We start from the raw sequence: 15,151 nt of genomic DNA, 5'->3' as shown, positions 1-15,151 counted from the left end.
AGCAAAAGGGGCAGATTTTCATCTGCCCCTTTTGCTTTTATACTTTAGTATACTTACACGTTAAAGCGGAAGTGCATAATATCACCATCCTGCACCACGTACTCTTTACCCTCAACAGCCATTTTACCGGCTTCTTTTATCTTAGCTTCTGTTTTGTACTCCTGGTAATCTTTTAGTTTAATTACCTCAGCACGAATAAAGCCTTTCTCAAAGTCTGTGTGAATTACGCCAGCAGCAGCAGGAGCTTTCCAGCCTTTACCGATTGTCCAGGCGCGTACCTCTTTTACACCAGCTGTAAAATATGTGATCAGGTTAAGCAGGCTGTAAGATGCCTTGATCAGCTTATTCAAGCCAGACTCTTTCAGGCCGTACTCAGCCAGGAACATTTCTTTTTCTTCCAGGTCTGTTAGCTCAGCGATCTGCGCTTCGATAGAGGCAGAGATCAACACAACCTGCGCATTCTCGTTCTTTACGTGTTCTGCTAAAGTCTGAGAGTACTTATTGCCATCGTTCATAGAGTTCTCATCAACGTTGGCAGCATAAATTACCGGCTTTGCGGTAAGCAGCTTCAGGTCCTCCACAGCTTCCAGGTCATCCTCATTAACATCCAAGCTACGGGCATTCTGTCCAGACTCCAGGTGGGTTTTATACTTTTCCAGGCTGGCCAATTCTTTTTTAGCCTTGGCGTCACCGGATTTAGCAGAACGTGCAACTTTCAGGATCTTTTTCTCAATAGACTCCAGGTCTTTCAGCTGCAGTTCTGTATCGATGATCTCTTTATCAGCAATAGGATCTACTTTACCATCCACGTGAACGATGTTTTCATCTTCGAAGCAACGCACTACGTGAATAATAGCATCTACCTCACGAATGTTTGCCAGGAACTTGTTACCAAGACCTTCGCCTTTGCTGGCACCTTTTACAAGGCCGGCAATGTCTACGAACTCAATTACAGTTGGCAGCACACGCTCCGGGTGCACCAGCTCCTCTAGTATCTGCAGGCGCTCGTCGGGTACGGTAATCACACCCACGTTTGGCTCTATGGTGCAGAAAGGATAGTTGGCAGATTCTGCCTTGGCGTTAGAAATAGCGTTAAACAGCGTAGACTTACCCACGTTAGGAAGTCCCACAATACCGCATCTTAGTCCCATGTATTCTTAGTTAATAATTTCAGGGTGCAAAGATAAGATTTTTTAGGGAGTTATACTGCAGGTTAAATTGTTTAATGGTTTAATCTTAAAACTGTTGATTTGTAACCGGTTGATTACACCCAGCCCTGTAAAGTCTGAGTGGGTTTTTTGCAGCAGATGGTTTCAATCAGCAAATCCAGAAGCAGCAGCGGCAACATCACCGCCTAACAAGTTACTTTAATTAGTAAGGTATTTTAAGCACTGTAGAAACAAAAAAAGCCCATGGTGATGCCATGAGCTTTAAATATCTCGAAGTATAGTTTTTACAAAAACAGCGAGGGGGTTATTCCCACTTCAGTTCACCATCGTAAGCAGCAGGCTCATTTTCCTCAGAAACAGGAGCCTCAAGTGCAGCAAGTGCTTCTTCGGTTAACAACTCTGATTTAACGTGATCAATGGTTCCCTGTAGCGCCTCCATGAACTTCACAAAGTCTTCCTTGTAAAGGAAAATCTTGTGTTTCTCGTAAGAGAATGTCTCGTCTTTAAACTTTCTCTTGCTCTCTGTAATAGTCACATAGAAATCGTTTGAACGAGTTGACTTCACATCAAAGAAGTACGTTCTCTTCCCGGCTCTTACCCTTTGGGAATAAATCTCAGCTTTTTCGTTGTTCTCTTCCACCGTCTTAAATAACGTTAAATTCAACTTTTGTGAATCTAAAAGTAACATATACTTTTGATATATAAAAATTTTGGAATGTAATTTTCTTTAATATTAAATCTTATATTTGCCACCGGACCAACTATAGTATATTATGAATATCTGTTCAATTATACTGGTACTTCTGCTCTCGTTCTTTTCAAGTTCATCCTACATAGCAGAAGGCAAAGCAACTTATTATGCTGATCGCATGCATGGGCAACGCACTGCCAGCGGCGATAAATACGACAAAAAACAATTAACCGCTGCACACGCAACTCTGCCTTTCAACACGCTGGTGCAGGTCACAAATGTTAAAAACGGCAAATCAGTAGTTGTAAAGATCAACGACAGAAAACCCAGACATCGTCAGGTTATTATTGATCTTTCAAGAGCAGCAGCCGAAGAGATAGACCTTATCCGCGACGGCATTACTACTGTTAAGGTGAAAGAAGTAGAAGAAGAAAAGCAACAAGAAGCACCTTTAGCCGTTTCAGAAGCAGGCAAAAGCCAAAACTAACAAGCACTTGCTTCTATGAAAAAGCCCTTAAAACTAGCCGATATACAGAAATTCGAGAACATGGAATTTCTGGCGAAGCAACTGGTTGAGGGCTTTATCACAGGGCTTCACCAATCCCCTTACCACGGTTTTTCTGTCGAGTTTTCGGAGCACCGCCTTTACAACAGTGGCGAAAGCACACGCCACATAGACTGGAAGGTTTTTGCCCGTACCGATAAGCTTTTTGTAAAGCGCTACGAAGAAGAAACTAACCTGCGCTGCCATGTTCTGCTGGATGTATCGCCTTCGATGTATTACCCCACTGATAGCAATGGCAAACTTACATTCTCGGTACTTTGCGCAGCTGCACTAGCCACACTTTTGCGCAGGCAGCGTGATGCCATAGGCCTCGTTACATTCTCTGATAAGATTGAACTGCAAACGCCTGTTCGCTCTACTGCTTCGCACTTGCATACATTGCTTATACTTTTGCAAAAGCAACTGGAGCAAACACCGGTTGCCAAAGATACCAACGTCTCGGAGGTAGTGCACCAGATTGCGCAGCAGATACCAAAGCGCTCGCTGGTGATTATCTTTAGCGATATGCTAAGTAAACTGGACGACACTGAGGCTATTTTTGCCGCACTGCAGCACCTGAAGCACCAGAAGCACGAGGTACTTATTTTCCATGTGATGGACCGTAAAACAGAGGAAGAATTTGAGTTTGCAGAACGGCCTTACATTTTCGTGGATTCTGAAACAGGGCAGGAGCTAAAGCTGCAGCCATCGCAGGTGCGCGACCACTACCGAACTGCTGTAGAAAGTTATAAAAAAGATCTTGCCCTAAAGTGCGGACAGTATAAAATCGATTTTGTTCCGGTGGATATCAGTGAGCCATTCGATAAAGTGCTGTATTCTTATCTAATCAAACGCGCGAAGGTAAAGTAGTGCTTATTAGTTACTAACTGCCATATAAGTGGCTTTAGTTACCCTCCCTGTCAAAAGCATGAACACGTACATCGCGGGTGGTTTTGTCTTTAGCTTCAGTACCTAATTCTATTTCGTTGCCTCTTTCTGTGTCGTAAATTTCGGTATACTTTTTCCATCCCTGCACAACTGAGTTATCAGTTATTTCGTCTGCTCCGAGTCCTCCGAATATTTTTATAGGTATGCCATCCTTTACATTTCCTGAAAGTATAAAAGTGTCATCTCCGGCCAATCCATGAAGTATAATTTGATCTGTTTGCTTACGGTGGAAGGTGCGGTTGTATAATTGCCTGGCTGGTTGATTTTCTGTAGCGGGTCTAATTACAGTAACCTCTGTGCGGTTATTGTCTAAGCGTTTTACCTCAAATTTTTCTACTCCATCTGATCCGGCAATGGTTACTTTTTCTGCTAGTATGCGGTGCATTTTAGCGGCTGCCTTAGGCAACAAATTGCGTCTGCTTTTCAGGTTATAGATAATCTCTTCTCCCTTTAAAGTATAGACTGTGGCAGGCAGTTGGCGCACAGCCTGTTCAATTACTTTATCAGTTAAAGACTGTTGCATTTGTTGTGCTATCTTCTGCCAATCTTCTTCGGTTAGTTCATTTAATAGCCTTTCATCAATAAACCTAGCGTTAATCATATAGGCTTTTACATCACTAAAGTCATCGTCAAAAGCATGAAATTTACGGGCCATTATTTTGCTGGTGGCTATGGTTGGGATCAGACCATCTTTCATGTTAAAAAACACCTGGTCACGGTCTTTGGGTATGGGCATAAATACAGTGTCCTGCTGCTGTGGTTTTACAGCCCAGTCCCACTGCCCTTTGTGCCGGTCCCAGTCGCCTATCAAAAGATCAAACAGCCTGGCACGTGCAAATGCCTTTTGGTCGAAATGGTAGTGGTTGCTTGTAAACCTCTTCCGGAGGGCGTCTTCAGATTCTTCGAAGTTAACTGCATGGGCAAAGTATGGCGTTAGGTCGGCCTCTGTTTCAAACTTATGCTCCAGCATAAAAACCTTTCCCTGCACAAGGTCATTGTATTCACCAAAACTGGTATCTGCGGCGCTAATGTAGTATAACTTAGGGCTGGAATGCGGCACACCTATGGCCTCTGCAAGCACAGGAACTACTAAGGCCCCATAAGGATTTGCAGCTGAGGTTTGGTCGCGCAGCACATTGCCAACAAACGTCTTTTGCCAGAATTTACTAACCACACTTATTGGGTCCTTATCAATAGATCGCAGGGCATAAACTCGGCCAGTGCTATCGGTTAGTTCGAAGCTGGTAGATTGAAACCCTCCGCCACGCTTTGCAACTTCTAAACCACCATGGGCAGCGGCTAAATCAAATACAGGAAGTTTAACCGGAGTAGACCATATATCGCGGTTGTGGCTGCCCCAGAAAAAGCGGTGAAAACCATTGCGGTTGTAGTGTCTGCCCGGAACTACCCACACGCTGTCCTTTCCGGCAGGAGGTAAGCTTTGAATTTCTTCTGGGGTGGCAAGGGCGTCTTTCTGGAAAAAGTTATCGTCGGCACAACTGCTAAGGCTTAAAGCCATAAGCAGCATTATTACCAACCGATGAAGCATGATCTGCACAGAGAAAATAGTTAAGTAATTAAAAAGTATAATTTGCTTCTATACTTTCTCCGTCATACGGAGTTTACGGAAGAAACTTTATACTTTTTAGCTTTACTTATTTTTTGCTGTGCTCACGGTAGTAAGCCATAAGTCCGGTGGTGGAGCTGTCGTGGTTGCTTTTTACAGATGCGTCTAAAAGCTCTTCTTCTATTTTACCGGCCAGTTGTTTGCCTAACTCCACACCCCACTGGTCAAAGCTATAGATATTCCAGATAATGCCCTGCACAAATGTTTTGTGCTCATACATAGCTAACAATGCACCCAAAGTATAAGGGTTGAGCTGGTGGAACATGATAGACGTAGATGGTCTGTTGCCTTCGAATACTTTATGTGGAATCAGGTCTTCTATTTCCTGTTGGCTCATGCTGCCTTTAGCTTCCAGTTCAGCGCGCACTTCTTCGGCAGTTTTACCTTTCATTAGGGCTTCTGTCTGAGCAAAGAAGTTAGACAATAGCATGGTGTGGTGCTGGCCAATAGGGTTGTTGCTGTTTACAGGCGCGATAAAATCGCAAGGAATCAGGAAAGTACCCTGGTGTATGAGTTGGAAAAAAGAGTGTTGGCTGTTGGTGCCGGCAGCGCCCCAAATAACAGGCTGTGTCTGGTAATCTATCTTGCTGCCGTCGCGGGTAGCGGTTTTGCCGTTACTCTCCATCAACAGCTGCTGTAGGAACTCCGGCAGTAGGCGCAGGTACTGGTCGTAAGGCAATACGGCATGTGTCTGGCAACCGAAAAAATTCGTGTACCAGATGCTTAGCAAGGCCATTAACACAGGTATGTTTTTGCGTAATTCGGTTTTACGAAAATGTTTGTCCATGGCCTCTGCGCCGCGCAGCAATTCCTCAAATTTATCATACCCGATCGCACAGGCAATAGACAAACCAATAGCCGACCATAACGAGAAACGGCCACCCACCCAATCCCAGAAGCGGAAGGTATTTTCAGGAGCAATACCAAATGCTGCTACCGCCTTCGTGTTAGTTGATAGCGCTACAAAATGTTTCTTGATGTGCTCTCTGTCGGAGGCAATTTTCAGAAACCATTCCCGTGCAGTTTCGGCGTTGGCAATGGTTTCTTTGGTTGTGAAGGTTTTAGAAGCAATAATGAAAAGGGTAGTCTCCGGATCTAGTTGCTTCAGCACTTCGGCTGCATCGGTACCATCTACATTTGAAATGAAGTATACCTGCAGATTTTCTTTCTTGTAGCTTTTCAGCGCCTCTACTATCATTTGTGGGCCCAGGTGTGAGCCGCCAATTCCGATGTTAACTACACTGCTGATGCGTTTACCACTGTAGCCTTTCCAGTCGCCGCTGTGCAGCTTATCGCAGAAGTTACGCATCTGCTGCAGCACGTCCTGTACCTCTGCTGTCGCATCCTCACCATCTACTCGCAAAGCCTCACCCGAAAAACTGCGGAGTGCCGTGTGCAGGACAGCGCGGTTCTCGGTAACATTGATCTTCTCCCCGCCATACATATTTTCAATAGCAGCTGGTAAATCCACTTCTTTAGCCAGTTCTACCAGCAAGTCCAGTGTTTCTTCTGTCACACGGTTCTTGGATAGGTCAAACAGCATGTCCCCGAAATGCAGCGACAATTTTTCGAAGCGTTTTGGGTCCTGGTTAAATAAGTCGCGCAGGTGCTGCGGCTGTAGAGAATTGTAGTGGTCCTCAAGTTTTTTCCAGGCCTGTGTACGGGTAGGTGAGTAGTTTTTGAGCATAGTATACTGGGTATGTGAGTGAGTTCTGTTGTCCGGGCACAACTACTCATTTTCTGCATTTTTGGTTGCGTGAAAATTGCTAGGCATGTATTTAAATTCCACGCATTGCATCAAATTAACGGCATTAAATAAGTATATGCAAGAAATTTAATATTTACGCATGTGTTAGGACTGTCTTGAGCACAGCAGGTATTGTTGGTGTATCCAGAGGTATTCTTTGAAGTGTTGCAAGTGTTAAAGACAGATGCCGATTATACTTGACGTTTGTATCCGGTAGCGCCTCAATTACCGTAAAAGCATATAGGCTTAACAATTATTTATTTAAGGTACGTGAGGCACTGGAAGCGAAGTGACTCACTGTATAATATTCTAGTTTATGAAAGACGATAAAAGGGATAAAACAGAAAAGAAAGAAGGCAAAAAAGGTATACTTAGGGAAGACGATGGCAAGCGCACCCCACCAGGACCGACAGGTTATATAACAGGTGGAAACACCTCCTCCACTAGGCCAGAGCAAGGCCCCGAAATTCCTCCGCACGAACGAACTGCAGGTATTCCCTAAAAGTTATTACAGCCTCTAATTAAAAGTATAAACTGTCTGCTAAAACCAGCTTAAAAAGTATGGCAATAGATCAAAAGTACCCCTACCACAGTATTCCTGTTGAGGAGGCACTCGAAAAGCTGCAGACAACAAAAGAAGGATTATCAGAAGAAGAGGCAAAGGAGCGATTAAGTAAAATTGGGCCAAACGAGCTGACCGGCAAAGAAGGCGTTAATGCAGTGCTGCTTTTTCTGAAGCAGTTCAAAGACTTTCTGATACTAATATTATTTCTGGCGGCTGGTGTGGCCTGGTATGCCAATCAGAGGGTAGACGTATACGTTATACTTGGCGTTATTTTGTTTAATGCCATACTTGGTTTCCTGCAAGAGTACCGGGCCGAAAAGGCCATACTTGCTCTTAAAAGTATGATTAAGCAGGAGACTACGGTGTTGCGCAATGGCAAAGCTAAAACCATTGAAGCGAAGCAGCTGGTACCCGGCGACATCATCAAGCTTGAAGAAGGCGATAGTATACCTGCCGATGCCAGGCTGGTTACCGGTAAAAACCTGCAAACCGTAGAGGCCTCACTTACCGGCGAATCATTACCCATCGAAAAGAAAACAGAGCCCCTGCCAGAGAAAAGTAACCTTGGCGATCGCCTGAACATGCTCTTTAAAGGCACTCACGTTGCACGAGGTACGGCTACGGCTGTGGTAAGCGGCACAGGACCCAATACGGAGTTGGGCAAGATATCCCAATCCCTAAGCGACATAAAGTCCACTTCAACTAACTTCCGGAAAAAGACGGAGCGGCTGGCAAAGCAAATGGCCATGTTTGCGATAGCCACTTCAGTAATTGTTTTTGTGCTTGGCTATTTTGTTAGGGACTATGCTTTCGAGGAAGTATTACTGATTACTGTTGCTACACTAGTTTCGTCGATTCCGGAAGGGTTGCCGGCCGTTATTTCTATTGTGCTGGCGATTGGGGCCAAGCGCATGGCAGACCAAAATGCTATTATCAGGGAGTTTACAGCCACCGAAATGCTGGGTTCTATCTCTGTTATACTTACTGATAAAACAGGCACGCTTACCAAAAGTATACTTACTGTAAAACGCATCTTCTTAGGAAATGGCAATGAACTGGAAGTATCCGGATCAGGCTATGCTATAGACGGTGAAATAACACACCAAGATGAAACTGTTAGCATATCAGATAATCCTGTACTTACAAAGCTGCTGATGATAGCGGCAGCATGCAATAATTCCCGTCTCCCGGAGCAGCAACAGGAAGAGAGCAACGGCGAAGAAAAAGATAAAGCCACCGGGGATCCAACAGAAATCGCTTTACTTGTACTTGCCAGAAAGGCCGAGGCAGCAAACGCAGCCGTTGTGAAGGAGGTAAATAAGCTAGATGACCTGCCATTTAGTTCTGAGCAGAAGTTTAGGGCTACCCTGGTTGAGGCAGATGGAAAAAGAGAATTGCTGGCTGTAGGCGCACCTGAAAAAATACTGAAGTTGAGCGCTAAAATACTAACCACGGAAGGTCCGCAGGAATTAACCGAAAACCAACGGCAGCAGATACAGGATAAAATGGAGGAGTGGGCTGGGCAAGCGATGCGTGTGCTGGCGCTGGCTTACAAAGAGGCAGAAGGCGGTACAGATACCATTAATGCAGAGCAGGTGGATAACCTGGTATGGGTAGGCATTACGGGCATTGTAGACCCACCTAGAGGCGGCGTTCCCGAGGCAGTAGGTGCCTGTAAGTCTGCAGGTATACGGGTAATGATGCTTACCGGCGATCACAAAAAAACAGGCGCAGCCATTGCACGTGAGGTAGGTATACTGGAAGGAGAAACAGCAGCAAACGGCTATCCGGAGGCGTTGCAGGAAGATGAACTGAAGGAACAGGAAAGCCACTTTGATGAACTGGTAGAGAATGTGTCGGTTTTTACCCGTGTTAGCCCTACAACCAAACTTCGTATAGCAGAGCACCTTCAGGACAAAGGCCACCTGATTGCCATGACAGGCGACGGTGTAAATGATGCTCCGGCGCTGAAGCGAGCGGATGTAGGAATTGCCATGGGCATACGCGGTACTGATGTGGCAAAAGACGCTTCTCAGATTGTGCTGTCTGATGATAACTTCGCTACCATTGTACGGGCCATTCGGGAAGGGCGCATTGTGTTCCAAAACGTACGCCAAACCAGCTTTTTCCTGCTGACTACAAACTTTGCCTTCGTGCTGGTATTTATTGTAGCGATTGCCATTGGCTGGCCTTTTCCGCTTACAGCTACTCAAATACTTTGGGTTAACTTGGTAACAGACGGCGTGATGGAACTGGGATTGGCCGCTGAACGCGGGCACGGCGAGATAATGAAGCAAAAGCCTGTAGACCGCGATGCGAATATCCTGGATAAATCAGTAGTACCATACTTGTTGCTGATGAGTGTGGTTATGCTAAGTCTGGCGCTGGCTGTATTCTCTTATTACCTGCCGCAGGGCCAGGAGAAAGCCCGTACAGCTGTATTTCTCGTAATAGCTATGACTCAGGTATTCAATACGTTTAACATGCGCTCCATAGACAGGTCTTTGTTCACGATAGGCGCTTTAAGCAACAAGTATATAAACATAGCCTTTGTGGTTTCGCTTGGGTTGCAGTTGCTGGTTATTTATACTCCTTTTCTGAGCGGTGTATTTCGTTTTGATGAGCTGCCTTTCCCAGACCTGCTCGTTATTCTTGGTTTGTCATCATCGGTTATTTGGGTGGCAGAGCTTTATAAGCGACTTAAATTTGGAAAGCAGCAACCAGACAGAGATGAAGCAGAAGAATGGAACGATAAAAGCACTAAAGTAAATGAAGTATAAATGCAGAAAAGTATAAACCAGCTTATCACGGAAAAAAGCATCAAAACGCTTATTTTTGACCTGGATGGCGTTATTACCCAGACAGCAAAAGTGCATGCCAAGGCTTGGAAAAAAATGTTTGATGATTACCTTGTTAAACGAGGAACACGGGAGGGAAAAGCCTATACTCCCCTAATCATAGAGACTGATTACCGGCAGTACATCGATGGCATTCCGCGTTATAATGGTGTGCGTAATTTTCTGGCATCACGGGGTATTACGCTACCTGAGGGTACACCTGAAGACGAAGCCGGTACAGAAACAGTGACAGGTCTTGGTAACCTGAAAAATGTATACTTTCAGGAGCTAGTGCAGCAGGGTGGGGTGCAGGTTTATGCAGATACAATAGCCTGGGTGAAGCAGCAGCGGAAAAACGGACTGAAAACAGCCGTAATCTCTGCTAGCAAGAACTGCAAAGCCATACTTGCCGCCGCCAATTTAGAACACCTTTTTGATGCACGCGTAGATGGGGTGGAGGCCATCAAACGTAACCTGAAAGGCAAGCCTGCACCAGACGTTTTTCTAGAGGCTGCTAACGAGCTTAAAACGACTCCTGCAGAGGCTGCCATTTTTGAAGATGCCATAGCAGGCGTGGAAGCCGGAAAGGCAGGTGCCTTTGCATTGGTGGTGGGCGTTGATCGAACCAACGATGCCTCTGAACTTTTAAAACACGGTGCCGATGTGGTGCTGCAAAAATTTCCTACAAACGAACCATGAAAAACAACGCAGGTCCTGTAAAACACGATCCTCAAACACTGCCTTCTGCCTTACAAAACATTCATGAGCTCCTGGGTGGCAAAACTCCAGCTGTTTTCCTGGACTACGATGGCTGCCTCACGCATATTGTGAAGGATCCAAACAAAGCCATACTTAGCGATGGTATGCGTAACACGCTGCAGCACTTAGCTCAGGTTTGTAGCGTGGCTATTGTAAGTGGTCGAGACAGGGCCGATGTAGCTAAACTGGTTCAGCTCGAGAATTTATACTTTGCAGGCTCTCATGGGTTCGATATTTCTGGGCCAGATGAAATGCATACCGAGCCAGGCGGCGCCAAAGCAGCTTTGCCTGCACTTGACAGTTCTGCTGAAATCCTGAAACAAAAGCTTAACCATATTGATGGCGCCTTGGTAGAGCGTAAACGCTACGCCATTGCCGTACACTACCGTAATGTGCCGGAGCAGCAAGTAAACGAAGTGAAGCAGGTAACTGAAGAGGTTTTAAAAGAGCATCCGCAGCTAAAGGAGGGCCTGGGTAAAAAGATCATTGAACTAAAGCCCAACCTGGACTGGCACAAGGGCAAGGCAGTACTTTGGCTGATGGACGAGCTGGACCTGAATAAACCCGGTATTGTACCGCTTTATGTTGGGGATGATATTACCGATGAAGATGCGTTTGCAGAATTACAGGGGAAAGGCATAGGCATACTGGTAGGTGAACATGACGACAGAACAGCAGCTGAGTACAGGTTGGAAAATGTGGAGGAAGTACAGAAATTCCTGCAAAAGCTGACAGACCACCTTATACAACAGGCCGATGCAAAACTGGAAGATAATCTATGATACTTGGGATCCTAAAGCACAGCCTTTACGTGAAGCGCTTTGTACACTGGGCAACGGCTACTTTGCCACACGCGGCGCTTTTGAAGAAGCAAAGGCAGACGAAGTGGTTAATTACCCGGGCACCTACCTGGCTGGTGGCTACAACAGGCTGGTATCAAAAGTATCCGGAGAGGATATAGAAAACGAAGACCTGGTAAACTGGCCCAATTGGCTGCCACTTACGTTCAGGCATCCGGGTGGCGAATGGTTTACAATGGACAAGGTGGAGGTGCTGGAGTTTAACCAGGAGCTGGACATGAAGCAGGGCCTGCTTACCCGCCGTGTACGGTTTAAAGATGACTCTAACCGTGAAACTCTGCTCCTGAGCAGGCGCCTGGTAAGTATGGCAAACCCTCACGCGGCCGCACTTGCTTGGGAGCTGACTCCTTTAAACTGGTCTGGTGAGATTGAAGTAAAAACAGCCCTCGATGGAAAGGTGATTAACAGTGGCGTGGCAAGATACCGCTCCTTGGATAGCAGGCACCTGCAGCCCCTCGAGGCTGACCAATACGATGAGGATACGCTATACCTGATTACCCAGACGACGCAGTCTAAAATTAGGATGGCGCAGGCGGCCCGTACCACAGTGCACCTAGAGGGAAAACGGCAGGAGTTACCTCGGCAAAGCATGGCTGAGCCGGATTACGTGGAGCAGACCATTCCCATTACCTGTACTCAGAATCAGACTGTCGTTATAGAGAAGGTAGTGTTGCTTTATACTTCCCGCGATTTTGCCATTACTGAGCCATTATCGGAGGCCTGCAAAAACGTAGAGCGGCTGGGAAACTTTAACCATTTACTGGAAGCCAGCAGCCATGCCTGGCAACGCATCTGGAACCGCTGCGACCTTGAACTTACCTGTAACGAAGAAGCACAGTCTATACTGCGGTTGCACGTATTCCATTTATTGCAGACTGTTTCGTCGAACTCTGTAGGCCGTGATGCTGGAGTGCCCGCCAGGGGCTGGCATGGGGAGGCTTATCGGGGGCATATCTTTTGGGATGAGCTTTTTATCTTCCCGTTCCTGAACCTGCGCCTGCCAGACCTTACCCGTGCCTTGCTCATGTACCGCTACCGGCGTTTACCCGAGGCTCGTTATGCCGCCATAGAGGCTGGTTATCGAGGTGCCATGTTTCCGTGGCAAAGCGGCAGCAATGGCCGCGAAGAGAGCCAGATTATCCACCTCAATCCTAAATCCGGACGTTGGTTACCAGACAATACGTTTCTGCAGCGGCACATAAACGCAGCAGTTGCCTATAATGTGTGGCATTATTACCAGGCTACCCATGATCGGGAGTTTCTAATTTACTACGGAGCAGAGCTTATTTTTGAAATAGCCCAGTTCTGGTCTACCATCTCCATCCTTAGTCAGGAAAAAGGGCGTTACGAAATACGCAATGTGGTGGGCCCGGACGAATATCACACAGGCTACCCCGGCTCCGAAAGCCCCGGCCTAAACAACAATGCCTATACCAATGTGATGGCGGTGTGGGTGATCCAATGTGCCCTGCAGGTAATGCAACTGCTGGATAGTTCCCGGGTAAACGAGTTGAAAGATAAGTGTGCCATTACAACTGATGATGTGGAGCGCTGGCAACACATTAGTCAGCGTATGTATGTGCCGTTTATCGGCGAGAGCAACATTATAGCACAGTTCGAAGGCTACGACAAACTTCCGGAGTTTCCGTGGGAGGAGTACAGGGTAAAGTATGGCGAAGCGATGCGCCTGGATCGCATTCTGGAAAGTAAGAATGATAACGTAAATAATTACAAAGCCAGCAAACAGGCGGATGTGCTGATGCTGTTTTACCTGTTCTCAACAGAAGAACTGACACAGGTTTTTCAGCAGATGGGTTATACGTTTAAACCCGAAAGTATACAAGAGAATATTGCGTACTATGAAGGCAGAACCTCCCATGGCTCCACCCTAAGTAAGATAGTGCACTCCTGGGTGCTTGCCCGCTCTGACCGCAAACGCTCCTGGACCAACTTCAAAATTGCCCTGATGAGTGACGTAGAGGATGTACAGGGAGGCACGACTCCGGAAGGAATACACCTTGGCGCGATGGCAGGCACCGTTGACCTGGTGCAGCGTTGCTTTACAGGTCTTGAAATACGCGAAGATGTGCTGTGGTTTAACCCGGTGCTGCCAGATGAGATCGGTTGCCTTAACTTCCAGGTGCGCTACCGCAGTCATTGGCTATCCCTGCAGCTTACTCACAACAAAATGACAATCACATTCGACAAAGGTTGGTCCAGAGAAGTAAAAATTGGAGTGCTTGGCAAAGTTTATACTTTTACCACTGGCGAAAAACGGGAGTTTGATATTAAAAAGAATTAGCAATTCTCTTAAAACGAAAAACAAGTTATACTTTAAAAAGAACAAATGCATAAGGTAATTACCATAACGCTTAACCCTGCTTTAGACAAAAGTACAAAAGTAAGCCGCGTGCTGCCGGAGAAGAAACTGCGCTGTGATGAGCCTGTATTTGAACCAGGTGGCGGCGGCATCAACGTATCACGTGCTATAAAAAAGTTGGGTGGCGACTCCTGCGCCTGGTTTCTTTCTGGTGGTCCAGCTGGTGAAATGCTGAGCAAACTCTTAAAAGAAGAAGGTGTGTCTTCGTGGGGTATAGAGACAAAGAACTGGACCCGTGAGAACCTGATGGTGATGGAAACAACTACTGGCAACCAATTTAGGTTTGGCATGCCCGGCCCAGAAACATACGAGAATGAATGGAAGCAATGCCTGGAGAGGCTAGAGCAGCTACCTCAGGAAAAAGCACCGGAGTTTGTGGTAGCCAGCGGCAGTTTACCTCCAGGTGTTCCCGATGATTTTTATCTACAGTTAGCTGAAATTGCTCATAGAAAGAGTATCAAACTGATTATTGATACATCAGGAGAGGCATTGGTTAAGGCAGCAGGAGAGGGAGTTTACTTACTAAAGCCTAACCTGGGGGAGTTGGCCGCACTAGCCGGTAAGGAGCAGATCTCTGCTATGGAGCAGGAAGAGATAGCACTACAGGTACTCGACGAAGGTAAGTGTAAAGTGCTGGTAGTATCGCTAGGGCCTCGTGGTGCCATGTTGGCCTCTAAAGAAGCGGGAATAAGCTATGTAGTACCACCAACGGTAAAGCAGCAAAGCGCTGTAGGTGCCGGCGATAGCATGGTGGCTGGTATGGTTATGAGTTTGGTAAAGGGTTGCCCATTAGAAGAAGTGGTTCGTTATGGTGTAGCAGCCGGAACAGCCGCCACCATGACTGCCGGGTCAGAACTTTGCCGCAAAGAGGATACAGAAGAGATATACAAATGGCTGCAGGAGCACAAGCAGGTCTAATTGTTTAATGTCTGATTAACTGCCCATGACGCAAGTTTAACTATAGCGCACAATAAAAATAGGTGGAGCAAAAGCTCCACCTATACTTTTAGCTACAAAGTATAAA

At 46.3% G+C, this 15,151-nt stretch carries 12 protein-coding genes; 8 read left to right on the top strand and 4 right to left on the bottom strand.

All coding sequences use genetic code 11. The annotated features are described in order from the left end of the window. Window positions 1-53 precede the first annotated feature (53 nt). Window positions 54-1,151 carry a redox-regulated ATPase YchF gene (gene ychF / locus WG943_RS21035; RefSeq protein WP_340411992.1) on the bottom strand — a complete coding sequence of 366 codons (1,098 nt, stop codon included), beginning with the start codon at window positions 1,149-1,151 and terminating at the stop codon, window positions 54-56. Between the two features lie 322 nt (window positions 1,152-1,473). Beyond that, the gene (locus WG943_RS21030) at window positions 1,474-1,809 is read right to left on the bottom strand and encodes a DUF3276 family protein (protein WP_340411994.1); all 336 of its coding nucleotides are present in this window, start codon (window positions 1,807-1,809) and stop codon (window positions 1,474-1,476) included. Between the two features lie 133 nt (window positions 1,810-1,942). On the opposite strand from WG943_RS21030, the gene WG943_RS21025 reads away from it, so the two are divergent. Both WG943_RS21025 and WG943_RS21020 read left to right on the top strand, forming a co-directional pair. Beyond that, window positions 1,943-2,347 (top strand): septal ring lytic transglycosylase RlpA family protein, encoded by a 405-nt coding sequence (locus WG943_RS21025; protein WP_340411991.1) that lies wholly within the window; start codon window positions 1,943-1,945, stop codon window positions 2,345-2,347. A gap of 15 nt (window positions 2,348-2,362) precedes the next feature. Beyond that, window positions 2,363-3,274: a DUF58 domain-containing protein gene (locus WG943_RS21020; RefSeq protein ID WP_340411990.1), complete on the top strand. Its 912-nt coding sequence runs from the start codon at window positions 2,363-2,365 to the stop codon at window positions 3,272-3,274. Between the two features lie 34 nt (window positions 3,275-3,308). On the opposite strand, the gene WG943_RS21015 is transcribed toward WG943_RS21020, so the two are convergent. Then, on the bottom strand, window positions 3,309-4,871 hold the full coding sequence (locus WG943_RS21015) for a hypothetical protein (RefSeq protein WP_340411988.1): 1,563 nt from the start codon (window positions 4,869-4,871) through the stop codon (window positions 3,309-3,311). Between the two features lie 136 nt (window positions 4,872-5,007). Next, window positions 5,008-6,666, bottom strand: a complete 1,659-nt coding sequence (gene pgi, locus WG943_RS21010) for a glucose-6-phosphate isomerase (protein WP_340411987.1) — start codon at window positions 6,664-6,666, stop codon at window positions 5,008-5,010. Window positions 6,667-7,042: 376 nt separating this feature from the next. Between pgi and WG943_RS21005 the strand changes: the two genes are divergently transcribed. From WG943_RS21005 to WG943_RS20980, 6 genes are read left to right on the top strand one after another with little or no spacing between them, the layout of a single operon-like run. Next, on the top strand, window positions 7,043-7,228 hold the full coding sequence (locus WG943_RS21005; RefSeq protein ID WP_340411985.1) for a hypothetical protein: 186 nt from the start codon (window positions 7,043-7,045) through the stop codon (window positions 7,226-7,228). A 59-nt stretch (window positions 7,229-7,287) separates the two neighbouring features. Next, window positions 7,288-10,071, top strand: coding sequence for a cation-translocating P-type ATPase (locus tag WG943_RS21000; protein ID WP_340411983.1), 2,784 nt, complete (start codon window positions 7,288-7,290; stop codon window positions 10,069-10,071). Beyond that, window positions 10,072-10,827 (top strand): beta-phosphoglucomutase family hydrolase, encoded by a 756-nt coding sequence (locus tag WG943_RS20995; protein ID WP_340411982.1) that lies wholly within the window; start codon window positions 10,072-10,074, stop codon window positions 10,825-10,827. It abuts the gene before it with no gap. Continuing rightward, entirely contained in the window at window positions 10,824-11,669 is an 846-nt protein-coding gene (gene otsB, locus WG943_RS20990) for a trehalose-phosphatase (protein WP_340411981.1), read from the top strand. Before WG943_RS20995 ends, otsB begins: the two co-directional genes overlap by 4 nt. Beyond that, a complete protein-coding gene (locus tag WG943_RS20985; protein ID WP_340411980.1) occupies window positions 11,644-14,049 on the top strand; it encodes a glycoside hydrolase family 65 protein in 2,406 nt (801 codons plus the stop codon). Before otsB ends, WG943_RS20985 begins: the two co-directional genes overlap by 26 nt. Before the next feature lie 45 nt (window positions 14,050-14,094). After that, a complete protein-coding gene (locus WG943_RS20980; protein WP_340411979.1) occupies window positions 14,095-15,045 on the top strand; it encodes a 1-phosphofructokinase family hexose kinase in 951 nt (316 codons plus the stop codon). Window positions 15,046-15,151 lie beyond the last annotated feature (106 nt).

The organism is Pontibacter sp. H249 (assembly GCF_037892465.1).
Lineage (GTDB): Bacteria > Bacteroidota > Bacteroidia > Cytophagales > Hymenobacteraceae > Pontibacter.
Note: the sequence above shows the minus strand (reverse complement) of the source record. Positions and strands in the feature narration are given on the sequence as shown.